The 24,888-nt window shown below is 45.8% G+C and carries 27 protein-coding genes and 2 tRNA genes; 15 read left to right on the top strand and 14 right to left on the bottom strand.

Going from position 1 to position 24,888, the window contains the following annotated elements:
* Positions 1–22: 22 nt before the first annotated feature.
* Both acpS and nagZ read left to right on the top strand, forming a co-directional pair.
* Complete coding sequence (gene acpS / locus ICE93_RS10570; protein ID WP_216188015.1) at positions 23–415, top strand: holo-ACP synthase; 393 nt, start codon at positions 23–25, stop codon at positions 413–415.
* A 9-nt stretch (positions 416–424) separates the two neighbouring features.
* Positions 425–1,504, top strand: a complete 1,080-nt coding sequence (gene nagZ / locus ICE93_RS10565; RefSeq protein ID WP_216188012.1) for a beta-N-acetylhexosaminidase — start codon at positions 425–427, stop codon at positions 1,502–1,504.
* Positions 1,505–1,572: 68 nt separating this feature from the next.
* Here nagZ and efp read toward each other — a convergent pair whose 3' ends face one another.
* Complete coding sequence (gene efp, locus ICE93_RS10560; protein WP_216188009.1) at positions 1,573–2,133, bottom strand: elongation factor P; 561 nt, start codon at positions 2,131–2,133, stop codon at positions 1,573–1,575.
* Between the two features lie 87 nt (positions 2,134–2,220).
* Positions 2,221–3,291 (bottom strand): elongation factor P maturation arginine rhamnosyltransferase EarP, encoded by a 1,071-nt coding sequence (gene earP, locus ICE93_RS10555; RefSeq protein WP_216188007.1) that lies wholly within the window; start codon positions 3,289–3,291, stop codon positions 2,221–2,223.
* Between earP and uvrC the strand changes: the two genes are divergently transcribed.
* The 5 genes from uvrC to ICE93_RS10530 all read left to right on the top strand — a co-directional run bounded on the left by uvrC (position 3,290) and on the right by ICE93_RS10530 (position 6,677).
* On the top strand, positions 3,290–5,200 hold the full coding sequence (gene uvrC / locus ICE93_RS10550) for an excinuclease ABC subunit UvrC (RefSeq protein WP_216188004.1): 1,911 nt from the start codon (positions 3,290–3,292) through the stop codon (positions 5,198–5,200). The two genes, earP and uvrC, sit on opposite strands and share 2 nt — an antisense overlap.
* A 30-nt stretch (positions 5,201–5,230) precedes the next feature.
* Positions 5,231–5,806, top strand: a complete 576-nt coding sequence (gene pgsA / locus ICE93_RS10545; protein WP_216188000.1) for a CDP-diacylglycerol--glycerol-3-phosphate 3-phosphatidyltransferase — start codon at positions 5,231–5,233, stop codon at positions 5,804–5,806.
* A 116-nt stretch (positions 5,807–5,922) separates the two neighbouring features.
* Positions 5,923–5,998: transfer RNA gene (locus ICE93_RS10540), tRNA-Gly, on the top strand.
* Between the two features lie 49 nt (positions 5,999–6,047).
* Positions 6,048–6,121, top strand: a tRNA-Cys gene (locus ICE93_RS10535).
* 94 nt (positions 6,122–6,215) lie between these two features.
* A complete protein-coding gene (locus ICE93_RS10530) occupies positions 6,216–6,677 on the top strand; it encodes a hypothetical protein (RefSeq protein WP_216187998.1) in 462 nt (153 codons plus the stop codon).
* An 81-nt stretch (positions 6,678–6,758) separates the two neighbouring features.
* Here ICE93_RS10530 and lexA read toward each other — a convergent pair whose 3' ends face one another.
* Complete coding sequence (lexA, locus tag ICE93_RS10525) at positions 6,759–7,478, bottom strand: transcriptional repressor LexA (protein ID WP_216187996.1); 720 nt, start codon at positions 7,476–7,478, stop codon at positions 6,759–6,761.
* 60 nt (positions 7,479–7,538) lie between these two features.
* Here lexA and ICE93_RS10520 point away from each other — a divergent pair, with 60 nt between their 5' ends.
* The 6 genes from ICE93_RS10520 to dnaB all read left to right on the top strand — a co-directional run bounded on the left by ICE93_RS10520 (position 7,539) and on the right by dnaB (position 11,695).
* Positions 7,539–8,615 carry an asparaginase gene (locus ICE93_RS10520; protein ID WP_216187994.1) on the top strand — a complete coding sequence of 359 codons (1,077 nt, stop codon included), beginning with the start codon at positions 7,539–7,541 and terminating at the stop codon, positions 8,613–8,615.
* A gap of 136 nt (positions 8,616–8,751) precedes the next feature.
* Positions 8,752–9,126 (top strand): 30S ribosomal protein S6, encoded by a 375-nt coding sequence (rpsF, locus tag ICE93_RS10515; protein WP_068322189.1) that lies wholly within the window; start codon positions 8,752–8,754, stop codon positions 9,124–9,126.
* Positions 9,127–9,185: 59 nt separating this feature from the next.
* Positions 9,186–9,479, top strand: coding sequence for a primosomal replication protein N (gene priB / locus ICE93_RS10510; protein WP_216187992.1), 294 nt, complete (start codon positions 9,186–9,188; stop codon positions 9,477–9,479).
* A 13-nt stretch (positions 9,480–9,492) separates the two neighbouring features.
* Positions 9,493–9,765: a 30S ribosomal protein S18 gene (rpsR, locus tag ICE93_RS10505; RefSeq protein WP_216187989.1), complete on the top strand. Its 273-nt coding sequence runs from the start codon at positions 9,493–9,495 to the stop codon at positions 9,763–9,765.
* 13 nt (positions 9,766–9,778) lie between these two features.
* Positions 9,779–10,231 (top strand): 50S ribosomal protein L9, encoded by a 453-nt coding sequence (gene rplI / locus ICE93_RS10500; protein ID WP_216187985.1) that lies wholly within the window; start codon positions 9,779–9,781, stop codon positions 10,229–10,231.
* A 66-nt stretch (positions 10,232–10,297) separates the two neighbouring features.
* On the top strand, positions 10,298–11,695 hold the full coding sequence (gene dnaB, locus ICE93_RS10495) for a replicative DNA helicase (RefSeq protein ID WP_216188399.1): 1,398 nt from the start codon (positions 10,298–10,300) through the stop codon (positions 11,693–11,695).
* A 115-nt stretch (positions 11,696–11,810) separates the two neighbouring features.
* Here dnaB and ICE93_RS10490 read toward each other — a convergent pair whose 3' ends face one another.
* The 11 genes from ICE93_RS10490 to ICE93_RS10440 all read right to left on the bottom strand — a co-directional run bounded on the left by ICE93_RS10490 (position 11,811) and on the right by ICE93_RS10440 (position 22,244).
* On the bottom strand, positions 11,811–12,077 hold the full coding sequence (locus ICE93_RS10490) for a hypothetical protein (protein ID WP_216187983.1): 267 nt from the start codon (positions 12,075–12,077) through the stop codon (positions 11,811–11,813).
* Positions 12,078–12,190: 113 nt separating this feature from the next.
* A complete protein-coding gene (locus ICE93_RS10485; RefSeq protein ID WP_370624614.1) occupies positions 12,191–12,751 on the bottom strand; it encodes a C40 family peptidase in 561 nt (186 codons plus the stop codon).
* Positions 12,708–14,357: a PhoH family protein gene (locus ICE93_RS10480; RefSeq protein WP_216187980.1), complete on the bottom strand. Its 1,650-nt coding sequence runs from the start codon at positions 14,355–14,357 to the stop codon at positions 12,708–12,710. Before ICE93_RS10480 ends, ICE93_RS10485 begins: the two co-directional genes overlap by 44 nt.
* A 232-nt stretch (positions 14,358–14,589) precedes the next feature.
* Positions 14,590–15,057, bottom strand: coding sequence for a peroxiredoxin (locus ICE93_RS10475; protein ID WP_216187977.1), 468 nt, complete (start codon positions 15,055–15,057; stop codon positions 14,590–14,592).
* 40 nt (positions 15,058–15,097) lie between these two features.
* Positions 15,098–16,015 carry a polysaccharide deacetylase family protein gene (locus tag ICE93_RS10470; protein ID WP_216187974.1) on the bottom strand — a complete coding sequence of 306 codons (918 nt, stop codon included), beginning with the start codon at positions 16,013–16,015 and terminating at the stop codon, positions 15,098–15,100.
* 22 nt (positions 16,016–16,037) lie between these two features.
* Positions 16,038–17,084 (bottom strand): bifunctional UDP-4-keto-pentose/UDP-xylose synthase, encoded by a 1,047-nt coding sequence (locus tag ICE93_RS10465; protein ID WP_216187971.1) that lies wholly within the window; start codon positions 17,082–17,084, stop codon positions 16,038–16,040.
* 25 nt (positions 17,085–17,109) lie between these two features.
* The gene (locus tag ICE93_RS10460) at positions 17,110–17,979 is read right to left on the bottom strand and encodes a formyltransferase (RefSeq protein WP_216187969.1); all 870 of its coding nucleotides are present in this window, start codon (positions 17,977–17,979) and stop codon (positions 17,110–17,112) included.
* Complete coding sequence (locus ICE93_RS10455; RefSeq protein WP_216187967.1) at positions 17,980–18,942, bottom strand: glycosyltransferase; 963 nt, start codon at positions 18,940–18,942, stop codon at positions 17,980–17,982. It lies immediately after the preceding gene.
* Between the two features lie 42 nt (positions 18,943–18,984).
* The gene (locus ICE93_RS10450) at positions 18,985–20,151 is read right to left on the bottom strand and encodes a DegT/DnrJ/EryC1/StrS aminotransferase family protein (RefSeq protein WP_216187965.1); all 1,167 of its coding nucleotides are present in this window, start codon (positions 20,149–20,151) and stop codon (positions 18,985–18,987) included.
* Between the two features lie 24 nt (positions 20,152–20,175).
* Positions 20,176–21,867 (bottom strand): glycosyltransferase family 39 protein, encoded by a 1,692-nt coding sequence (locus tag ICE93_RS10445; protein WP_216187963.1) that lies wholly within the window; start codon positions 21,865–21,867, stop codon positions 20,176–20,178.
* A complete protein-coding gene (locus tag ICE93_RS10440) occupies positions 21,867–22,244 on the bottom strand; it encodes an Mth938-like domain-containing protein (protein ID WP_216187961.1) in 378 nt (125 codons plus the stop codon). Before ICE93_RS10440 ends, ICE93_RS10445 begins: the two co-directional genes overlap by 1 nt.
* A gap of 79 nt (positions 22,245–22,323) precedes the next feature.
* Here ICE93_RS10440 and ICE93_RS10435 point away from each other — a divergent pair, with 79 nt between their 5' ends.
* On the top strand, positions 22,324–23,580 hold the full coding sequence (locus ICE93_RS10435) for an aminotransferase class I/II-fold pyridoxal phosphate-dependent enzyme (RefSeq protein ID WP_216187959.1): 1,257 nt from the start codon (positions 22,324–22,326) through the stop codon (positions 23,578–23,580).
* Complete coding sequence (locus tag ICE93_RS10430) at positions 23,577–24,887, top strand: homoserine dehydrogenase (RefSeq protein WP_216187956.1); 1,311 nt, start codon at positions 23,577–23,579, stop codon at positions 24,885–24,887. Before ICE93_RS10435 ends, ICE93_RS10430 begins: the two co-directional genes overlap by 4 nt.
* Position 24,888 lies beyond the last annotated feature (1 nt).

The following is a 24,888-nucleotide window of genomic DNA, read 5'->3' as shown; positions in this document are numbered from 1 at the left end:
AATCAATACTACAAACTAAAAAATGATCATCGGTATTGGTACAGACATTCTGCAGATTAGGCGCTTACAAGCGGCTTACGATCGTACTAATGGCCGCTTAGCCGAAAAAATTTTGGGTCCAGATGAGATGCTGGTATTTCAGCATCGACTCGCCAGAAATCATAAGCGCGGAATTGCTTTTTTGGCTACGCGTTTTGCGGCTAAAGAAGCTTTTTCAAAAGCAATCGGGCTTGGCATGAGAATGCCGATGACTTGGCGCGCTCTGCAAACTTTGAATGAACCCAGTGGCAAACCGGTAACCAGCTATTTAGGTGCTTTGGCCCAATTTATGCAAGAAAAAAACTGGGAAGCTCATGTGACGGTGAGTGATGAACAAGATATGGCAATTGCGCATGTAATTGTCACTCAAAAATAAGAGGAAGAGATGAGTAAGTCAAAGATGGCCCCAGGCCCAATCACCATAGATGTAGTTGGCCTGGAATTAAATGCTGAAGATCGTCGACGCATTTTGCATCCACTGACTGGCGGCGTCATTTTGTTTGGCCGTAACTTTGCTAATCGACAGCAGCTCACAAAACTTACCGCCGCCATTAAAAAACTGCGTCCTGATGTATTGATTTCAATTGATCATGAGGGTGGCCGAGTTCAACGCGCTAGGACTGATGGGTTTACCCATCTACCTGCAATGCGTAAATTAGGTGAGCTGTGGAGTGCAAAAAGCAAGTCAAAGTATCCCGCAGAATCTGCTGCGATAGCTATGGCAGCAGCCACTGCCTGTGGCTATGTGTTGGCAGCTGAGTTGCGTGCCTGTGGAGTAGATTTCAGTTTTACTCCAGTTCTAGATTTAGATTTTGGTCGAAGTGGTGTGATCGGTGATCGGTCTTTTAGTCGTGACTCACAAATTGTTTTTGCTCTAGCGAAAAGTTTGAATGAAGGTTTGCGCCTTGCAGGGATGGCTAACTGCGGAAAACACTTCCCAGGCCATGGCTGGGCTGAAGCTGATTCACATGTGGCAATTCCAGTCGATGAGCGTAGCTTGAAAGAGATTTTGAATGATGATGCTAAGCCGTATGAGTGGCTTGATCTTAGCTTGGCTTCAGTAATGCCGGCGCATGTAATCTATCCTGAGGTAGACAAGAACCCTGCAGGTTTTTCTAAAGTCTGGCTCCACTCTATCTTGCGTCAAGAACTTGGATTTGAAGGCGTAATCTTTAGTGACGATCTATCTATGGAAGGTGCGAGTGTTGCCGGGTCGGTGGTCAAGGGTGCTGAAATGGCGCTTGAGGCAGGGTGTGATGCAGTGCTTATTTGCAACCGACCAGATCTTGCCGATCAATTACTCTCAAAGCTCAAAGTCTCCAAAGAAAAACAAGCAGAATCTGCAGTACGTTTAAACCGTCTCATGCCATTGGCGTCGGCGCCGACTTGGGGTGAATTGCAAAATGAGGCCCAGTACCAGCATGCAAAAGGCTTGCTTGCACAGTTAGGTTTGGTTGCTGAGTAAGTTAAATGAATTTTTAAAATGAAAAAGCCCGGCATGCCGGGCTTTTTACTGTCGTAGTTAGCTAATTATTAGTTAGCGCGGCTACGGTATTCACCTGTTCGAGTATCGATTTCAATCTTGTCACCAGTGTTGCAGAATAAAGGCACTTGTAATTCATAGCCAGTTGCCAACTTTGCGGTCTTTAGTACTTTACCGGAGCTGGTATCACCTTTAACTGCGGGTTCTGTGTAAACAATTTCGCGAACCAATGAGTTTGGCATTGCTACTGAAAGCGCTTTACCTTCGTAGAACACCACTTCACATGGCATACTTTCTTCGAGATAATTCAATGCGTCACCCATGAACTCAGCTTCAACTTCATATTGGTTGTAGTCACCATCCATAAATACATACATTGGATCAGCGAAATAAGAATAAGTGCACTCTTTCTTATCAAGAATCACAACATCAAACTTGTCATCGGCTTTGTATACGCCTTCGTTCGGCGCGCCAGTTAACAAGTTTTTGAATTTCATTTTCACAACAGAGGAGTTGCGGCCAGAGCGGCTGTATTCTGCTTTTAAAACGACCTGGGCATCAGTGCCGATCATTACTACGTTACCAACGCGGAGTTCTTGTGCTGTTTTCATCTTGCTATTCCTGGGGGCAGAGCTATTTTTCTGCGGTTTTTATCAAAAACAAGATTGTAACCGCCCGCAAGCCTTTATTGCTTGGGATTAAGCGACAAAGCGAATTAAACGTGCTGGCAAGCCGCCATCTGCTTGTTTTTCAAGTAAATGGGTGCGCCAGCGCTTGGCATGAGCGTTCCAAGTTCCTAGCTTGCCAAACCATTCACCGGGCATTGCCCAGGTCATTGCAGCAATAGTGGCAAGTCTTAATTCTTGACTTGCTTCCTCAAGATAAAGGTCCAGAAAGGCGGCTAATTTCACTTCATGGGCGCGATCCTCTTGTGGGTAGATATGCCAAATAAATGGTTTGCCTGCTAGCTGTGCTCGTACAAAAGAATCTTCCCCGCGGACAATATTGAAATCACATTGTGAAAGCACCCAATCGTATTCGTCCTGAGATACGAATGGCATGGCGAGTAGTTGTAAATTCTTTGGTAACGAGATGGGTTGTTCGCCATATAGATTGAGTTGCTCTGCATGACCATGAGCCAGCAAGATATCAATCTCTTGACCATGGCCACCTAAGTCTTCTAGCCATTTTTTGAGTGGTGCCCCTGGGTAACAAAAAACACTGATCCGTTTTGCTCTAGGTCGTAAGTTAGACCAGACAGTTTTGAGATTATTCGGAATGTTGTTATCGGTGAGCTGACCTTCTGCTGGAATAGGATCAAGCAATAGCCCGCCGACTTTCTCTTGAAACCCTGGAAAGAAAAAATACTTAGGAATGCCGTGAGACTGCGGCGATGCCTTGCCGTGGAACTCTGTTATCCAGGGTTCGGCACTAAGGTATTCCAGGTTAATGATGATGGGCTTGATGGAGGCTATAAACAGTCCGGCAAGATAGCGCTCGGGTAATTCGCAGCCAAATGCCTCAATCACCACATCGGGAGTTTGAACCGGGTGTCTCGCATTGTTATGACTCGCATCCCATGGCTGCATATCAATTTTTTGCTTTATGGCAGGATCTACACCCGAAGCGAGTAAATTAAGGATTGGCAGATCATCACAAAAAATACGCACCTCTTGCCCATGAATGCTTGCTAAGCTTCGGGCTAGACGCCAGCAAACACCGGCATCACCATAGTTATCGACGATTTGACAGAAAATATCCCAACGCATGAGCAATTCGCTTTTTGAAACCCTTCAGCAGGATGTTAAACGGCTACCCGGATTGCCGGGGGTATATCGCTTTTTTGATGAGGCGGGGCATATTCTGTATGTAGGCAAAGCTCGCAACCTTAAAAAGCGTGTCTCAAGTTATTTTCAGCGTACACAGTTGTCACCACGTATTGAGCTGATGGTGGGCAAAATTGCCCGCTACGAGACAACGGTAACACGGACGGAAACTGAAGCCCTCATTCTAGAGAACAATCTCATTAAAGAGTTGGCGCCCCCATTCAACATCTTGTTTCGGGATGATAAGTCCTATCCATATGTGATGCTGACGGGGCATCAGTTCCCAAGGTTAGCTTCATATCGCGGTAAAGTGGACAAACGCAATCATTACTTTGGGCCATTTCCCAATAGTTGGGCAGTGCGTAATAGCGTGCAGATTCTGCAGAAGGTATTTCGCTTGAGGACTTGTGAGGATTCAGTATTTAAGAATCGCAGTCGTCCTTGTCTATTGCATCAGATTCATCGATGCAGCGCTCCGTGCGTCGGCCGTCTCAGTGTGGAGCAATACGGACAAGATGTTGCTCAAGCAACCCGTTTTCTAGAGGGCGATCACAGCCGTGTTTTATCTGAGCTTGAAAAAGAAATGCATAAGCATAGCGAGGCGATGGAATTTGAAATGGCTGCTGTTTTGCGTGATCGTATTACAGATTTATCCAGTGTTTTACAGCAGCAATCTATGGATGCGGTGGCGGAGGGTGAAGGGGATGTAGACGTCATCGCTGTTGTGCAAATGGAAGGTATGGTTTGTGTGAATCTAGCCATGGTCCGTGGTGGCCGCCATTTGGGGGATAGGGCTTATTTTCCAAAGGGCCTGCGCACAACTTCAGGCGAGTTGCCATCTCCTGCAGAGATATTGGAAGCCTTTATTACGCAGCATTATTTAGAAGAAAATTCGAGCGAGACAACTAGCAATTTGATTCCGCCGGTATTGGTTCTAAACCACCCTCTCCAGTCAGCCGGTGATGATCTTGCTCAAGTGGATGAATCTCCACCCGAAGATTTACATGAGTTATTGAATGCGCAGGCGGGAAGAAAAATTACCTTCCTACATCAACCTCAAGGTCAAAGGCGCCATTGGCTTGCTATGGCTGAAGGCAATGCCAATATCGCATTAACAAAACGTTTAGTTGAAACGGGTGGGCAGCTAGCAAGAGCACGTGCCTTAGCGGATATTCTCAGCCTTGAATTGGAAAGCCTCGAGCAATTACGTATCGAGTGTTTTGATATTAGCCACACCTCAGGTGAAGCAACGCAAGCATCATGTGTTGTATATGCCAAGAATGCAATGCAGTCTAGTGAATACCGACGTTTCAATATCAATGACATTACGCCGGGCGATGATTACGCAGCAATGCGTCAAGTTCTGCAAAGACGCTATGCTAATTTTCAGGAGTTACCAGTAGAAAAAATTCCGCAAGTGGTTTTGATTGACGGCGGCAAGGGGCAGGTGGAGATGGCTCGCCAAGTCTTATCTGAATTTGGTATGGACGTAGGCTTAATTGTTGGCGTTGCTAAAGGTGAGGGACGCAAGGTCGGGCTTGAGACACTTATTTTTGCGGATGGACGTGAGTCTTTGGATTTGGGTATTGATAGTGCAGCACTGTTATTAGTGGCACAGATACGGGATGAAGCGCACCGCTTTGCTATTACTGGCATGCGCGCTAAACGCGCTAAGGCTAGAACGATTTCTCGTTTAGAGGAGATCGAGGGTATTGGTGCTAAGCGCCGTCAAAAGCTACTGGCTCGTTTTGGCGGTCTTAAAGGAGTTGCTAACGCCAGTATTGAGGAGATAGCCAGCGTAGAGGGTGTTTCTATGACATTGGCTGAACAAATATATCGCCAGCTTCACTAGGTGCGACGCTACTTGGTTTATGCTTAACGCATGCCTTTCAATTTACCCATTGCCCTGACCTGGTTGCGTGTTGCAGCAATCCCGCTGTTGGTTGCAATCTTTTTCCTCCCCAATTCTTGGCTCACCCCATTTGAAAAGAATTTAATAGCTGCAATTATCTTTATCTCTGCTGCTATTACGGATTGGTTGGATGGTTTTTTAGCACGTCGTTTAAAACAAGAATCTGCATTTGGTCAGTTTTTAGATCCTGTGGCAGATAAGTTAATTGTTGCTGCTGCACTATTGGTTTTGCTCAATATGGATCGCGTGCAAGTTTGGGTGGCTCTTATCATTATTGGCAGAGAAATCACAATTTCTGCGTTGAGAGAGTGGATGGCTTTGTTAGGCGCTGGAAAAAGTGTTGCAGTTCACATGGTTGGAAAGCTTAAAACGACCGCTCAACTCGTAGCCATTCCTTTTTTATTGCTCAACGACACCTTATTTGGTTGGCTCAATTGCGCGCAAGTGGGGACCTGGTTAATTTGGATTGCATCCTTTTTAACGCTTTGGTCGATGTTCTATTACATGAAAAAGGCTTTGCCGCAGCTGGTCGGAAAAGTCGACTAGGCGTTTAAAAGCCCAGCCAGTTAAGCTTTTCAAGTAGATTACATTCCCCCAATTTTTAGGTTTTACAAGGAATAATGCTTTCTTCGCGATTGTTTGTTAAACTATTGCCCTGTTATGCGGGAATAGCTCAGCTGGTAGAGCGATACCTTGCCAAGGTATAGGTCGGGAGTTCGAACCTCCTTTCCCGCTCCAAGTTCGATGGGAAGCCCTAAAAAGCTTCCCATTTTTGATTCAGGTGTTTGGCGCGTTGGCCGAGTGGTTAGGCAGGAGCCTGCAAAGCTTCGTACGGGGGTTCGATTCCCTCACGCGCCTCCAGTAATTTATCTTGACGAATTAGGTGCATCACCTAAAATACTTTTAACTATTGCAAGTAAAAAAGCATCAATCACCTTAATTAAATAAAACACACATGATCACAATTCAGACTCTTAAAGTTAGCGCTCTCGCACTATTTTTAGTTGCGCTCTTAGGTGCTTGTGCTAGCTCGGGCGACTCTCCTTCCGGCTCGCCGCAAGAGGTGCAAGAGGTTCAGACTCAACTTTTAGGAGATATGCCTTTGCCGCAGGGCGCGCGTCTTTCTGGTGGTGAATCCATCATTATTGGTCGTGGTGATCAGTGGGTTGGTAGGGCAGTAGTGAATGCGCTACAAGGTGCAACTGATGTTTACGCTTTCTTCCAGTCAGAATATCCAAAAAGTGGATGGACAACTGTTACTGCCGTAAAAGCAAAAACCAGTATTTTGGTTTTCACCAAAGGCGATAGAACCGCTACTGTTGAAATCGTTGATGGGTCTCTTGGCGGTCCTAAGTCAGTCATCATCGTGACCTCTTCACCGAAGAACGCTAACGTGGTTGCTCCAACACGTAAGTAACTACAGCAAGCATTCGATTGCTTAATCGATTGAAATAAAAAAGGCCTCTAACAGGAGGCCTTTTGCTTTAGGGGGTCAAACTTACAGTCCTTCAGCCCTAATCAAGCCAACGGCTTGACCTTCAACTGCAAAGTTCGGTTGACGATCATCTACCAAAATGTTTTTGAAGTCAGGATTTTCTGCTTGAAGTTCAATCACCATGCCATTAGCAGTTTTCTTTTGTTGCCAACGTTTTACTGTTACTTCATCATCAAGTCGAGCAACTACGATATCGCCATTGCGTACTTCAGTTGTTTTTCTAACGGCTAAATAATCACCATCCAAAATTCCAGCATCGCGCATGCTCATACCATTTACCTTTAATAAGTAATCGGCACCTTTGCTGAACAAGCTTGGATCAATCGGAACATGTTTCTCAATATGCTCAACAGCCATGATCGGTGAGCCAGCAGCAACTCGCCCAATTAATGGCAATGTAAGTTGTTGTAATGCACCTGATGGTAAAGAGAGCTGGCGATATTTATTGCTATTGTGTGTTTGATTAAATCGCTGTGGAATGCGAATGCCGCGTGAAGTACCTGGCGTTAATTCGATATAACCTTTTTTAGCCAGTGCACGAAGATGCTCTTCGGCTGCATTGGCAGAGGCGAATCCCAGTTGCGTAGCAATCTCTGCGCGAGTTGGCGGCAGACCGCTCTCATCGATGGCTTTGGCAATCAACTCCAAAATCTCATTCTGACGTGGAGTGAGCTTGGGGAGGGCAGTCAGCTCCTCCGAAAAATCGACTGTATTTATGTCCATACTGGGATTGTATACAGCTGTTTTTGATAGATCAAGCAATTTAGAGGGGATAATGGGGGTATGAGCACAATTGAAAATCTTTCAGAAAATTCACCCCATATCCTAGTTTTGGGTATGGGCGGCACGATCGCTGGTTTGGCGTCCAATCCTGCTGATAAGCCGCTGCAATATGATGCAGGGCAAGTCGAAGTAGCCTTCTTGCTGGATCATGTTCGATCAGCTATCCCTGAAGGCATTAGCCTAGTTTCAAAGCAAGTCGCCAACATCAACAGCCGTAATCTCACGGAGTCTTTATTGATCCATTTGGGCGAAGCTGTAAGAGAGGCTCTTGATAGCACCTTGGTTCAAGGCGTAGTGGTCACTCACGGAACTGACACGATTGAAGAAGCTGGCATCTTTTTGCAGATGACTTGTGGCAAATATGCACAAAATTTAGGCAAAAGAGTTATCCTGACTGGCGCTATGTTGCCGTCAAATGCCCCCAAGGCTGATGGCCCATCAAACCTTTTGGATGCAATTCGTTGGGCATCTACGCCTATAGATAACTGTCCTGGTGGTATTTACGCTGTTATGGATGGGAGGGGTTGCCTAGCCATGGATCTATCAAAAAGGCATGGCAGTGCCCTGAATGCACCCATCCAGGCTTCACCAAGTAGTTCGGTTGGACTTATTAATCCCTCTTGGCTTTCTGGTGTAAAGGCCGCTCAGGCGCTTTGGACTGAGGATTTGCCGATTCCTAGGGAGAATGAGTGGCCTTGGGTGGAGATATTGACCAGTCATGCAGGGGCGCGTTCGGAAACCATTACACATTGGCTGAACTCCAAGGTGAAGGGTTTAGTCCTTGCCGGTACGGGTATGGGTGGACTTCATGATGCTTGGCACGATTCCTTGGCGGCTGCATTAAAGCATGGTATTGCCCTGGTTAGAACCACCAGAACTGGGGCGGGGGAAACCTTGCCCAACTTGCCTGAAAAAGACTTGGCAGGATGTTTGGCCTCAGGTAGTCTCTCTGCACCTAGAGCCAGAATTGCTCTTCAGTTATCCCTAAATGCTGAGAAACAAGCCCAAGCAGCAGGTAAATCCCTGACTTGGCAGGATTTTTTTGCTAGAATAGCAGTCTTGCCTGTAATTCGGTAAGCGCTGAAAAGTGGCTGTAAAGGTGTTGTAAGCAGTACCTACAATTTGTTTTACTACCTTGTCACACTGGCGCTGAGTTCACAACCATCAGAACTTAGCAAGACGCCCAGGTGACTTTATCCTTAAGGAGTGTTTGATGCGTCATTATGAAATCGTCTTTATCGTCCATCCGGACCAAAGCGAGCAAGTGCCAGCGATGATCGATCGTTACAAAGCTACATTAGCAGCTGCGGGCGGCAAAATTCATCGCATGGAAGACTGGGGTCGTCGTCAGATGGCTTACATGATCGACAAGCTTGCCAAAGCCCATTACGTTTGCATGAACATTGAGTGCGACCAGAAAACTCTGGAAGAGCTCGAGCATGCGTTCAAATTTAACGATGCAGTTTTGCGTCACCTCATTATCAAAACTAAGAAAGCTGAAACAGAGCCTTCAATCATGATGAAAGAAGTGCAGCGTGAAGAAGCGCGTAAATCTGCCCAATCTGACGCTCCTGTAGCGGCAGCCTAAGTCGGAAATTTGAAGAGGAATACATAGACTAGAAAACGTATCAGAGAAGCGGAGCGGCGTTGAATCATTTCACCCTCACTGCGATCTTGGTATCTAAAGACGCAATTCGATTTACACCTGCAGGAATACCGGTGATGCATTGCCAGCTAGAGCATAGTGGCCAAGCAAACGAGGTAGGAGTAGCAAGGAAAATTGAGATGAACGTTGAAGCCATCACAATCGGTCCGATACAAAAGGATTTAGAGCGAATGGACTTAGGAGCCGAGGCAGTGTTTGAAGGATTCTTGGCACCCAAGACTCTACGTAATCAAAGACTTGTTTTCCATATTACCCATATTCAATTGAAAAATTAAAGAGGAAATCATCATGGCGTTTGGAAAGAAACCCGATTTCAAGAAGAAACCAGCTCAGAACCCATTGTTCAAGCGTAAGCGTTATTGTCGTTTCACTGTTGCTGGCGTAGAACAGATTGACTACAAAGATGTGGATATATTGAAGGACTTCATTGGCGAAAACGCCAAGATCACTCCTGCTCGTTTGACAGGCACAAAAGCGAAATACCAGCGTCAGTTAGATACTGCTATCAAGCGTGCTCGTTACTTGGCTTTATTGCCATTCTCTGATCAACATAAGAAATAATTGGGAGCCCTCAATGCAAATCATTCTTTTAGAAAAAGTAACAAACCTGGGCAACCTCGGTGACATCGTTCGCGTTAAAGACGGCTTCGCTCGTAACTTCTTAATCCCACAACGTAAAGCTCGTCGTGCAACTGAAGCAGCGATTGCTGACTTTGCAGTTCGTCGTGCTGAGTTGGAGAAATTGGCTGCTGAGAAATTGGCTGCTGCACAAGCTGTCGGTATCAAGCTCAAAGACATGGTTCTCGAAATCGGTCAAAAAGCGGGTGTTGATGGTCGTTTGTTTGGTTCTGTAACCAATCACGACATCGCTGATGCTTTGAAAGCTAAGGGATTCACAATTGAGAAGTCTTCAGTTCGTCTGCCTACTGGCCCATTGAAAATGGTTGGTGATCACCCTGTTGCGGTTGCTGTTCATACCGACGTAGTTGCAGATATCACTATTCGTGTAGTTGGTGAGCAAGCTTAAGTTTTAAATCTGTAAACTAGCCTCATGGCTGAATCCCGTTCACGTTCCGTTACGCCAAATCCCGGCATGATGGGTTCTGGGGATACAGTCGTGCAGGCCTTAAAAGTACCGCCACATTCAGTAGAAGCCGAGCAATCATTGCTCGGCGGTCTACTTATCGATAATTCCTCTTGGGATAATCTTGGCGGAGTATTAAACGATAAAGATTTCTATCGCCCGGAGCATGCCTTAATCTACAAGGTTATTGCACGCCTCATTAGCGACAATCATCCAGCTGACGTCATTACTGTTTACGATGCCGTTAAATCAGAGCAGGGTGGTGATCTAGTCAGTATTGACTATCTCAATTCATTAGCGCAAAACACACCAAGTGCAGCCAACATTAAAGGCTACGCTGATATTGTGCGTGATCGCAGTATTCTGCGCCGCTTGATTGAAGTTTCAGACAGCATTGTTAATTCAGCTTTTGTTCCAGAGGGGCGTACTGTTAGAACGCTTTTAGATGAAGCTGAATCACGCATTCTTCAGATTGGCGAAGAGGGTAGTCGCAAGGCGGATTACCTTGAGATTGAACCTCTTCTCAAAGCTGTTGTGGCACGTATCGATGAGCTATACAACCGCCAAGGCGGTAGCGACATTACCGGTATTGCAACTGGTTTCATAGATTTAGATAAGCAAACTAGCGGCCTGCAAAAAGGCGACCTGGTGATTATTGCTGGTAGGCCCTCAATGGGCAAAACAGCAATGGCGCTCAATATTGCTGAAAACGTTGCATTGGCCGAAGGTCTTCCTGTCGTGATCTTTTCAATGGAGATGTCGGGCGAACAATTGGCTGCTCGTTTATTGGGTTCAGTTGGACGCGTTGACCAAGGTCGCATGCGTACCGGCAAGTTGCAAGACGATGAGTGGCCACGCGTTACTGATGCAATCGCCCGCTTAAGTAACACCCAAATTTTGATTGATGAGACTGGTTCTTTATCCAGCCTTGAGTTGCGCGCACGTGCACGTCGTATCGCCAGAAATTTTGGTGGCACGCTAGGTTTGGTTGTAATTGATTACTTGCAGTTGATGAGTGGCTCTGGTTCTGAAAACCGTGCAACTGAGATTTCTGAGATCTCCCGATCACTCAAATCTCTCGCAAAAGAATTGCAGTGTCCTGTTGTTGCGCTCTCTCAGTTAAATCGTGGCCTTGAGCAGCGCCCTAACAAGCGTCCGATCATGTCTGATTTGCGTGAATCTGGTGCTATTGAGCAGGATGCCGACTTAATTATGTTTATCTATCGTGATGAGGTGTATCACCCTGATACCACTACTGATAAAGGCATTGCAGAAATTATTATTGGTAAACAGCGTAATGGCCCCATTGGAACTGTGCGCGTTAGTTGGCAGGGTCCATATACCAAGTTTGATAACTTGGCGATGGGATCAATCGGCTATTCGTCTGGTGGTTATGAGCCGTTCTAATTAAGAATGTGTAAATACAAAGAGATAAATAAAGAAGTAGCCAAAGAAAAAAATAAAGAAAAAGCCTCACAGTGTGAGGCTTTTTTATAGATCATATTGGATCGTAAAAGAATTCTTATTTACCGCCCATACATTTCTTAATGGAGGCATCTTTAGCTGCGCCATATAGTGGCTTGCCATCTTTGCTGACTGCTTTAGCTTCGCAATCATTTGGTTTTGCATCACTCATACATTTCTTAATGGAGGCATCTTTAGCTGCGCCATATAGTGGCTTGCCATCTTTGCTGACTGCTTTAGCTTCGCATGCTGCTTGATCTGCAAATGCATAAGCAGGAAGTGCAAAACTTAGTGCAATACTTAAAGCGACGATGATTCTTTTCATTTTTACTCTCCTGGATAGATGTCTCTGTTAACAGACCAATTGATTAAATACTTTAATCAATATTTAAGTTTTAGAAAACATAGGGAAAGCGCTACTAACTCTAACAGTTCTGGCTACTGGGGCACCATTCTGCGTGCTTCGGTAAACTTCGCCGCCCAATAGGGCGAGGTAATGTAGTCCAGGCGTACGGTGCCACCAGCGCTTGGCGCATGGACAAATCTGCCCTGGCCTACATAGATGCCTGCATGAGAATATTTTTCGCCAGTGGTGTTAAAGAACACTAGGTCACCTGGTGCTGGTGGTTGTCCGTCAATGCTTCGACCTTTGGTACTCATTAGCTGAATGGTGCGTGGGAGTTTAATACCCGCTGCTTTGTTATAGACGTAGACAATCAGTCCGCTGCAGTCAAAGCCCCCTTTGGGGGTGTTGCCACCATATCGATATGGAACGTCTACTAAGCCTACTGCGGCAATTGAGACATCTTCAGTGCCAACACTAGTATCTTGTTTAAATTGAGAAACCCTTGAGGATGGACTGGGTTTACCGCTGAATGTGCTGCATCCGCTTAGGATGAGTAAGCTACAAATAAAAATGCCGCACCCCAAGAGAGTGCGGCATGAGGAGGCTTGCTTAGAGCGCGTCAGCAGCATGGTCCGCAAGACGGGAGCGCTCACCGCGAGCTAAAGTCACATGACCACCGTGACGCCAGCCTTTGAAGCGATCAACTACATACGTTAAGCCAGAAGAACCCTCGGTTAAGTAAGGTGTGTCAATCTGAGCGATATTACCAAGGCAAACAATTTTGGTTCCAGGGCCCGCACGGGTAACTAAGGTCTTCATTTGTTTTGGGGTTAAGTTTTGTGCCTCATCAATGATCACAAATTTACTAACAAAAGTTCTGCCTCGCATAAAGTTCATGCTTTTTACTTTGATGCGTGAGCGAATTAATTCCTGGGTAGCAGCGCGCCCCCATTCGCCTGCGCCATCATCGTTGCGCTGTAAAACTTCAAGGTTATCGTCAAATGCGCCCATCCAAGGCTGCATCTTTTCTTCTTCGGTACCCGGGAGGAAGCCAATATCTTCGCCAACTGGTACGGTGGCACGAGTAATGATGATCTCGTTATAGCGCTTGCTATCTAAGACCTGCTCAAGACCGGCAGCCAAAGCCAGCAAGGTTTTACCCGTACCAGCTTGACCAAGTAGAGTTACAAAGTCTACATCCGGGTTCATCAGTAAGTTCATGGCAAAGTTTTGCTCCCGATTACGGGCCGTCACGCTCCAGACATTATTTTTTTGGTGAGAGAAGTCTCTTAATGTCTGCAGGAGGGCGGTCTTGCCATTAATTTCTTTTACTTGGGCATAAAAGGGTGTTGAGCCATCAGGATTTTCTTGATAAACAAATTGGTTTACCAACATGCTATTAACAGAAGGGCCGGTCACTCGGTAGAACATTGTTCCTGACTTGGAGTCTGCCCAGCTCTCCATATCTTTGCCATGCTTAGGCCAGAAATCTGCTGGCAATGTCATGACGCCGGCATACATCAAGTCACGATCTTCTAATACTTGATCATTGAAATAGTCTTCAGCAGGCAATCCAAGGGCACGCGCTTTAATGCGCATATTGATGTCTTTAGACACCAACACCACTTCTTGGCCCTTACGGGTTTTTTGTAGCTCACTTACTACGGCCAAAATAAGGTTATCACCTTTGCCCTCAGGCAAACCCTCTGGCAAAGCTTGGGTAGTTAATTTAGTTTGGAAAAAGAGACGCCCTGTTACATCTTGGTTTCCCAGTTTATTAAGTGGAATGCCTTCGTCCAAGGTGCCAGTAGTGCCAGCAATCAACTGGTCCAGAGATCTACTGACGGTACGGGCGTTGCGCGCTACCTCGGTCATCCCCTTCTTGTGGTTATCCAGCTCTTCTAGAGTAGTCATCGGTAAATACAGATCGTGCTCTGAGAAGCGGAATAGGGAGCTCGGATCATGCATTAATACGTTGGTATCCAAAACGAATAGGCTTGGAGGTCCTGTACGAATAACACGTTTTGGTTTTGCGGGCGTAGGCGCTTTAGTTTCGCTACGTATTGGGCTGCGATCTAATTTGATTTTCTCGAGGGCAACTTCTGCCTCAGTTAAGTCTTCTTCTACATCATTGGTCCAATCAACTGCTTCTACTACCACTGGTTTTGCTGGAGCAGGGCGCTTCTTTAAGTCGGGAGTGTCTTTGCGACTGAGCTTCACTTGATCAGCAATTTGAGTGGGGATTGGGGGAAGTGGCATGGACTCTCCTAAAAGAAAAAACCGCCAAGCGGAGTGCATTGACGGTTTATTACGAAACTAGTTGCAATGATGTCTAAAAAACGGCGGGGGTTACTCTCCAAACCTGTTTTGTAATATTCAGGTTTCTGATTCAAACGGATTGTCAGACTTTCCCGTCGTTTACGGTGCATATGAACCACTTTACCCCAAATTTTTGGGTTTGCAAGCACCTCAGAACAAATTGTTGTAAAAATTATTTTGTGGCTTGGGCCGCCTGTAATACCTCTGTCACATGACCCGGGACTTTAAGACCGCGCCACTCTTTAACCAGATTCCCTGAGGAATCAAATAAGAAGGTGCTGCGCTCTACGCCACGAACTTGTTTGCCATACATATTCTTCATTTTCATGACACCAAAGATCTGGCAAAGTTGTTCTTCCGTGTCGGCAACCAGTTCAAAAGGGAGTTGTAATTTGCTGCGGAAGTTGTCGTGTGACTTGAGGCTATCTCGGGAAACCCCTACCACCAGGGTATTGGCTTTGGTGAAAGCCTCAATGTTGTCTCTGAATTCGCCTGACTCAGCTGTGCAACCAGGAGTCATGTCTTTAGGGTAAAAGTAAAGAACTAGCTTTTTGCCTTTTGCAGACGCAGGTGAAAATGTTAATCCAGAGGTTGCTGGAATTGCGCACTGCGGCATAGGTTTACCGATAGCTACTGTCATGATGATCTTTCGTTGGTTGTCTCTAATGCTTATTGAATTATTAATTATTTTGAATGATTAATTCACCGCTACGATTAGGTATTTCACCCCATGTCAGCGGTAATACAGCTATTTTATCGAGTTGTTTGGTGGCTTCCCAGGATTTATGAAGCTCGCCCATAGTGACGAGATCATGACCTTGATTTAGCCATCCGGCCAATAGCTGCTCAAATGCGGGCAATAACTTTTGACCTTCAAGCTCAGCATGCAGGGTGAAGACCTGGTCATTGGGGTTGCTTTTAGTGATCTCCAAAAGCTTTTTAACTGCACCAAACTCATCGGCACCATCGATGCCAATCAGCTCATCAAAAGTGGGGAGCGTTGTTGGGTATTGAACATGTTTGGCTTTGCCAGAGGGTAGCTCAAGGCGATAGGGTGTGAGATTGGGTTTGGCTCTACCATCGGATGAGTAAGCAATCCCCCATTGATCGAGCTGTTCAAAAGCTACTGAATTCATTTGCCATCCAGCTGCACCATAAGTAACTGGCGCATGACCAAAAATCTCTACAAAACGATCCCAGCTTTTTTGCATCATGGACTTTGTCCATTGCGCATCTTGATTACGAACTGCGTCTTGCCAAGCAACGTGATCCCAGGTGTGAATGCCAGTCTCATGACCTGCCTGATCAATAGCGCGCATTTGTGCTGCGGCTTTTTTGCCAATATCTGGTCCCGGGATTAGAACGCCGTATAGCAATGTCTTAATGCCGTAGTGCTCAACAACGGAAGTGCGACTTACTTTTTTCAGAAAGCCTGGTCGGAAAACGCGCTTTAGAGCCCAGCCAGTGTGATCGGGGCCAAGGCTAAAGAGAAAGGTCGCCTTAAGTCCAAAACGCTCTAGCGTGCGAGCTAAATTAGGTACACCTTCTTTGGTGCCGCGTAAGGTATCAACATCAACCTTGAGAGCAATCTTAGCCATGAACCTTTGGGTTTGCTTTCTCTTATTCTTTATCTACCAAGGTGCGGGCTTTTTCTACATCCTCACGGTAGGCTTCAAAAATATTTTTGAGCGCATCGGACATCGTAGTCGTTGGCTTCCAACCTAGTTCGCTCATCGTGTTATCAATTGCAGGCACACGATTTTGAACGTCTTGATAGCCTTCGCCATAGTAAGCGCCAGAAGTAGTTTCCACAATCTTCACTTCATTAGCAGTCTTTGCATACTCAGGTATGCTGCGAGCAATTTCGAGCATCTGATTTGCTAGTTCACGAATTGAGTGATTATTTTTTGGATTGCCGATGTTGTAGATCTTGCCGTTAGCAACACCATCTTTGTTATCGATGATGCGCATTAAAGCATCGATACCATCGTCAACATAAGTAAAGGCACGCTTCTGGGCGCCACCATCTACAACGTTTATGGATTCACCGCGAACAATATGACCTAAGAACTGCGTCACTACGCGGGAAGAGCCTTCTTTTGGTGTGTAGATGCTATCGAGACCAGGGCCAATCCAGTTAAATGGGCGGAATAGTGTAAAGCGTAGACCCTCCATACCGTAGCCCCAAATCACGCGATCCATTAGCTGTTTAGAGCAAGCGTAGATCCAGCGTGGTTTGTTGATTGGACCGTAAATCATATTGGATTTAGCTGGATCGAATTCACTATCCTCGCACATTCCATAGACCTCAGATGTAGACGGAAACACCAAATGCTTTTTGTATTTCACGGCAGAGCGCACGATCGGAAGGTTTGCTTCGAAGTCGAGCTCAAACACTTTAAGTGGCTGCTGAACATAAGTAGCTGGTGTGGCAATCGCAACTAAAGGCAAGATAACATCGCACTTACGAATGTGATACTCAACCCATTCTTTATTGATGGTGATGTCACCCTCAAAGAAGTGCATACGCGGATGATTTACTAAGTCACCAAGGCGATCGTTTTGCATATCCATGCCATAGACATGCCAATCGGTTGTCTCAAGAATGCGCTTGGAAAGGTGGTGGCCAATAAAACCGTTAACACCAAGAATGAGTACTTTTTTCATCTTTACTGCCTCGTTTTAATCTAATTTATTTGCTTGCCGGAAACCATTCCAAGATCTCTACTGCCTGGCGGTCGCCGCAAATGCCGAATACCCGATTATCAACCACTTGGATGCCGCAAACCCCAAGATCGAGATTGGCTGGAAATGGCCCATTTAGGCTAGTACGGGCAACGATCATGGTCCTATTGGAATGGTCCGTGAAGGCTCCTGGATATGGTGGTGCTACCGCTCTGACAAGGTCATGGACCTGTTTGGCGGTCTGATTCCAATGAATTTGTCCATCTGCGGGCTTTCGTCCCCCAAAATAACTTCCTTTTTGGAGCTCATTAGGCTTACGGGGAATATTTCCTTGAATTAAGCTGGGTAATACCCGCTCAATGACAGTCACAGCAGCCTGACTGACTTTGCCAAAGACATCGGTAGCGGTTTCGTCTGGGCCAATGCTGACGGCTGCTTGCCCAACAATATCTCCTGCATCCGGCTTTGCTTCCATGACATGCAAGGTTGCACCGGTTTCAGTTTCGCCATGTAGGATAGCCCAATTCACGGGTGCACGCCCACGATATTTTGGTAGAAGTGAGCCATGCATATTAAGTGCAGCAATTTTTGCGCATCTTAATATTTGATCCGGAATCATGAAGCGATAGTAGAAGGAAAAAATGTAATCCGGTGCAAGCTCCCGAAACCTTGGAAAAAGGTTTGCTAATTCACTTGCATTTGGTGTGATGTACGGAATATTCTTCTCGGCACATAGTTTGGCCACACTTCCAAACCAAACATTTTCATTGGGGTCATCTTGATGAGTGACTACGAGATCAACTTGTATGCCAGCGTTGAGAAGTGCCTTCAGGCAATTAACACCTACATCGTGATAAGCAAAGACGACTGCGTGCAATTATTTTTTCTCTAAAACAGTTTGCACAACATAACGAGGACGTTTGCGAATTTGCTGATAGATGCGACCAATATATTCACCTAAAAGACCAAGCCCAAAGAGCATGACTCCAATCAGGAAGAAGGTTAGCGCGAAGAGGGTAAATACTCCCTCAACCTCAGCACCCAGAACGAAGCGGCGCACTAGTAGGTAGGCGAAAAGGATGCCAGCGGCAAGAGATAGGAGCATGCCGAGAATCGAAAAGATTTGCAGCGGCATGATTGAAAAGCCGGTAACCAAGTCAAAATTTAGGCGAATCAATTGATACAGGGTGTACTTAGATTCACCGGCAAATCGCTCCTCATGCTTAACTGAGATCTCAACTGGGTTGGCAGAGAATGTGTAAGCCAACGCTGGGATAAAAGTGTTGCTTTCATCACATTGGCGAACAAGGTCAACAATGCGACGGCTATAGCCACGCAACATACAGCCTTGATCAGTCATCGTGATACGTGTAATGTTTTCACGCAATCGATTCATAGCGCGTGAGGCGAATTTTCTAAAGAAGCTGTCTTGACGATCAGCGCGAATCGTGCCGACATAATCATGGCCTTTTAGCAGTTGCTCGGTAAGCGCATCAATTTCTTCCGGTGGATTTTGTAAGTCCGCATCCAAAGTAATGATGTATTCACCTTTAGCATACTCAAAGCCAGCCATGATCGCCATATGTTGACCAAAGTTACTATGAAACAAAACTGCACGAGTAACGTCGGGACGTAATTCCACCTGCTTGGAAAGAATGCCGGCGGAGCGATCTTTGCTGCCGTCGTTTACGAAAACGATTTCATAAGTAATCTTGCGTTTAGCGGCAAGCGTATCAAGTGCTGGGTAGAGGCGGTCAAAGAGAGCTTGGAGACCATCTTCCTCGTTATAAACGGGAATAACAATACTGAGTGTTGGGTTGGCAGCTAAATTGGCAGTCATTCAGCAATTTTGCCTGATTCTCAGGGCTTAACCCCAATAACGCTAGTTTTTGCGGTATTTATGCAAAATTCCGATCAATCCCTTGGCTATGCGGCCAATATCCTCATCAGCCATGGCGGGGAATAAAGGGAGCGTGAGGATGGATTTGCCAATTCGTTCTGCGATTGGTGTGTCAGAGGTTTTGTAACCTTGGTTTTTGTAAAGCGTAAAACCTGTAATGGCGGGGTAATGAACGCCAGTACCAATGCCCAAATCTTTCAACTCAGTCATGACTTGGGCGCGATCTGCATTTAACTGATCAAGCGGTAAAACTACTTGGAACATGTGCCAGTTGCTTTCAGTAAAGTTTTCAACTGGAAGTTCTAATTTCAAACTTTCCAATCCAGCAGATTTCAATTCAGAGCGAATGACATCAAAGTATTGGCGCGCCAAAGTAGCACGACGCGCTTGATATGCAGGCAGTTGTTTGAGTTGCTCGAGGCCAATGGCCGCGTTGACATCTGTCAAATTATCTTTGCCGCCCAACACATCGACGTCCATGCCGTCCATACCTTGGCGGGTTAATCCTTGTAGGCGGAATTTCTCAGCAAGCTTCGCTTCATCTGCGTTGTTGAGCACAAGGCAACCGCCTTCAATGGTGGTGAGATTCTTGTTAGCCTGAAAACTAAAACTGACTAAGTCACCAAAGCTACCAATCTTCTTGCCTTTCCATTGGGATCCAAAGGCCTGTGCAGCATCCTCAATGACGCGAAGACTGTGTTGCTTTGCCAATGCATAGAGCTGATCCATGTCAACGGGTAGGCCAGCCAAGTAGACCGGCATAATTGCTCGCGTCTTAGGTGTGATTGCGGCTGAAACTTTATTGAGATCAATATTGCGTGTGACTGGATCGATATCCACAAATACGGGTTTAGCACCTACGCTCAAAATGACATTCGATGTTGCCACCCAAGAGATTGGTGTGGTGATGACTTCGTCACCAGGGCCAATGTCTGCAACTTGCAAAGCAATCTTCATTGTTGCTGTGCCATTAGCAAAGCAGCGCACTGGGCGATCGTCAAAGTACTTGCTTAAAGTGGATTCAAACTCTGCCACCTTTGGGCCTGATGTCACCCAACCAGAACGCAATACTTCCGAAACCGCATCAATCGTTTCTTGATTAAAGCTGGGGCGCGTGAAGGGGATAAATGGTTGATTGGAGTCTGACATGATGTCTTATATTACTTGAATGCCTTATTGCGTTACGTTAGATGTATCTGGATGTTTCACAATGACTCTGCGTGAGTCTCGATCAACTTCTTGCATTGGAAAGTTCTGGGCCTGTAGTGCATCAAACTGCTCGGGAACCATGATCGCATAGGCGGTTTGGTCTTCTTTCCAGCGGGTGATAAATACATCCAAAGTCGGCATCCAAAGCTCAGGCTCCTGCTTGACGCCAAACTCTAGCTCGTCGGGAGATTCAACCATGATCATGGTTCTACCTAAATAGAAGGGCACGGTGTGATCTAAAAGGCGAACAGAATAGAAATTTATTTTTTCAGGAATGGACGCTTTTACTCGCTCTACGAGATCAATGCCAGAGACGGCGCGACCTAATGTCTCATGACCTGTTCCCGCAACAATTGCGCACAGAAAAAAACCGCAAGCAAAACTCACAATACTTTGAATACCATTGCGTTTACTTTGCCACGCAGCATAGGCGCTAAAAATAATTAGTGCGATTAGTGCAGCAATCACCCAATTGGTATATTGCGCATAGGCATTAATTTCATCAGGTCTTGCTTGTTTGCCAATAGCATCCAAGTAGAAAAACCCAATACATCCAAAAATAGAGAAGCCTATTGTTTGTAATTTCCAGGGTAATGCCATCGTTTTAGCGTGACCAAGTAAGCGATCTAATCGGTTGCCAATAATTAAAGCAAGCGCAGGAAATACAGGGATGATGTAGCCAGGTAATTTAGAGCGTGAGACGCTAAAGAACGCAAAAATAACCACAAACCAGCAGACCAATAACCAGCCAGGAGAAAACTCACGGCGGCGCTCATTCCAAGCCTGTGCGATTGCGCCAGGAATCTGTAGGAACCAAGGAAGCAGGCCAATCAGCAGTAGTGGCACAAAGTAATAAATGGGACCTGTTCTGCTATGAGCGTCTTGTGTGAAGCGTTGTAGATGTTCATGAATAAAGAAGAATTCTAAAAACTCAGGATTGCGCTGTGCCACCAAAATAAACCAAGGCGCAGTGATTGCTAAAAACAAAATAGTTCCGCTAAATAAACGAAGCCGAGTCCAAATCTTCCAATCCCAAGTACTCATGGAGTAAGCAATAAAAACCATCGCAGGAATTGCAGCGCCAATAACACCTTTGGATAAAGTTGCCAGTGCCATGAAAGCCCAGCATGCCCACATCCAATTCCTACAACTGTTTTTATTATGAGAAATTTGTGCTAACAATAGACTACAAAGTGCGGCGACTAAAAAAGCAGACAAGCCCATGTCGAGCGAATTGAAGTGACCGCTGATAACCCACATTGGACTTGAGGCTAATACAACAGCGGCTAACCACCCTGCTCGAGGGTTATAAATTCGAGCGCCGGTAAATCCAACTAAGAGAATGGTGAGAAATCCAGTAAGCGCAGTCCAAAGACGTGCTTGCCAATCACCAATACCAAATACTTGAAATGCTGCTGCAGTAGCCCACGCTTGTAATGGCGGTTTTTCGAAATACTTGTAGCCGTTGTATCTGGGTGTAACCCAATCACCTGTCACGAGCATTTCTCGAGCGATCTCTGCGTAGCGTCCCTCATCGGATGGAATGAGATGGCGGTAGTTCAAAGTGCCAAACCACAGTAAGCCATAAATGATGACCAATAACAAAATCTTGCCCGGATGCAGGGCTAAAGACTGCTGAATTTGGCCAAATTGCATTAATCGGGCTCCACAATCAGAGCTAGCAGGACCTGACGTCCTTCGCCCACTAGGATGTTGTATGTCCGGCAGGCGGCTTGAGAATCCATGATTTCAAAGCCAATTTTTGCGGAAATCAGAGCTTTAAGGAGTTCTGGCTTAGGAAAGCGTTGACGTTTGCCAGTCCCAATAAGGATTAATTCCGGTTCTAAATCAATGAGTTGCGAGAAATGATGGGCTTCTAAGTTGTCAAATGACTGGGCTGACCACTCTGAGATTGCGCCATCCGAGCTCAGAACAACAGCATGGGCGTAAGGGGTCTTATTGATCTCTACGTAACCATCGCCGTAGCCAGTGATCGTATTCGCTCCGGAATGGGGGTCAGATTGAAGCTTCAAGTGGACTCTCTGTCATAATTATGTGGATTATAGCTAGCTGTTTTTTCTCATATTTCAAGAACTTACCCTTAAATTTATTGTGAAACCGATCCGAAAGTCCCAAAAGCTCGATAACGTCTGTTATGACATACGTGGGCCGGTGCTCGAGCTTGCTCAGCGTATGGAGGAAGAGGGTCACAAAATCATCAAATTAAACATCGGAAACGTAGGGGTTTTCGGTTTTGATCCGCCTGAAGAGATTCAGTTGGACATGATTCGCAATTTAAGCAATGCCTCAGCCTATTCCGATTCCAAGGGAATCTTTTCGGCTCGCAAGGCGATCATGCAGTACTGCCAAGAAAAAGGTATTCAAGGTGTGACCTTGGATGATGTCTATACCGGCAATGGAGTTTCTGAACTCATCGTGCTGTCGATGAATGCACTCTTAAATGATGGGGACGAAGTACTGGTGCCAACACCAGATTATCCGCTGTGGACAGCTGCTGTGAGTTTGTCTAGCGGTACGCCTGTGCACTATCTTTGTGATGAATCCAAAGATTGGGCTCCAGACTTAAATGATCTGCGTAAAAAAATTACGCCACGTACTAAGGCGATTGTGGTGATTAATCCAAACAATCCTACTGGTGCAATTTATTCCAAAGAAGTTTTGCTTGAGTTAACAAATATTGCTCGCGAACACGGTTTGATTTTGTTTGCTGATGAGATCTACGACAAGATGTTGTATGACGGTGAGAAGCATATTTCTCTCGCATCTTTGTCGACTGATGTAGTTACCATTACCTTTAACGGTCTTTCTAAGAACTACCGTTCATGCGGCTACCGTGCTGGCTGGATGATTGTCTCGGGCGATAAAGAGATGGTGCGCGATTACATAGAAGGCTTAAATATGTTGGCCTCAATGCGCCTATGCGCAAACGTGCCAGGCCAGTATGCAATTCAAACCGCATTAGGTGGTTACCAAAGTATTAATGACTTGGTTGGCGACGGTGGCCGTCTTGCGAGGCAGCGTGATCTCGCCTGGAAACTGATTACCGATATTCCAGGTGTCACTTGCGTGAAGCCCAAGTCAGCTTTGTATTTATTTCCAAGGTTAGACCCAGAGGTTTATCCAATTGAAGATGATCAACAATTTGTTGCTGATCTTTTAAAAGAAGAAAAAGTATTGTTAGTGCAGGGCTCTGGTTTTAACTGGGGTAAACCTGATCACTTCCGCGTAGTTTTCTTGCCTCACGAAGATGTGCTGAAGGAAGCCATTGGCCGCTTTGCACGTTTTCTGGAGCGTTATCGTAATAAGCACAGCCGTAAGGCTTCTTCAACTGCAGCAAAGGCATCATGAAACCGATTCAAGTAGGTCTTTTAGGTATTGGCACTGTTGGTGGTGGCGTATTCACTGTTCTCGATCGCAACCAGGATGAAATTACTCGCCGCGCTGGTCGTGGTATCCGTATCAATACCGTTGCCGATCTCAATGTAGATCGAGCCAAAGAATTGGTTAAGGATCGCGCACAGGTTGTAAGTGATGCTCGTGCTGTGATTAACAATCCAGAGATCGACATCGTTGTTGAGCTTATTGGTGGTTATGGCATTGCCAAGGACTTGGTTCTGGAGGCGATCGCCGCTGGTAAGCATGTAGTGACTGCCAACAAGGCTTTGATTGCTGTTCACGGCAATGAAATTTTTAAGGCTGCGCATGATAAAGGCGTGATGGTTGCTTTTGAGGCGGCAGTAGCAGGCGGCATTCCAATTATTAAAGCTTTGCGTGAAGGCTTAACTGCTAACCGTATTGAGTGGATCGCTGGCATCATTAACGGCACAACCAATTTCATCTTGTCAGAGATGCGCGACAAAGGTTTAGATTTCCAGACTGTGCTTAAAGAAGCGCAACGCTTGGGTTACGCAGAAGCAGATCCAACTTTCGATATTGAAGGCGTGGACGCAGCGCATAAAGCGACCATTATGAGTGCGATTGCATTTGGTATTCCAATGCAGTTTGAAAAAGCGCACATTGAAGGCATCACTAAGTTAGATGCAATTGATATTAAATATGCTGAGCAATTAGGCTATCGCATTAAGTTGCTAGGTATTGCCAAAAAAACACCAACAGGTGTTGAGTTGCGCGTACATCCAACACTCATTCCATCTAAGCGTTTGATTGCAAACGTTGAAGGCGCCATGAATGCAGTACAAGTATTTGGTGATGCTGTTGGCACTACCTTGTATTACGGTAAAGGCGCGGGCTCTGAGCCAACTGCTTCTGCTGTGATTGCTGACTTGGTGGACATTACCCGCTTATTAAATGCTGATCCTGAGCATCGCGTTCCATACTTGGCTTTCCAGGCAGACGCTGTTCATGACACACCAGTGCTGCCAATTGGCGAGATCACTACTAGTTATTACCTGCGATTACGCGTGGCTGATCAAGCTGGCGTTTTGGCTGACATCACCAAAATTTTGGCTGCACATGGCGTTTCAATTGATGCGCTCTTGCAGAAAGAGGCTGACGAAGGTGAAAGCCAAACTGATTTAGTGGCTTTGACCCACGAAACCAAAGAAAAGAACATGCTTGCCGCAATTAAAGAGATTCAAGCTCTTAAAACTGTTGCCGGTGAAGTCGTGAAGATCCGTTTAGAAAATCTGTCTTAAG

This window comes from Polynucleobacter sp. MWH-HuK1 (genome assembly GCF_018881815.1).
Lineage (GTDB): Bacteria > Pseudomonadota > Gammaproteobacteria > Burkholderiales > Burkholderiaceae > Polynucleobacter.
The sequence above is the reverse complement of the archived record's forward strand: the minus strand, read 5'-3'. Positions and strand labels throughout refer to the sequence as shown.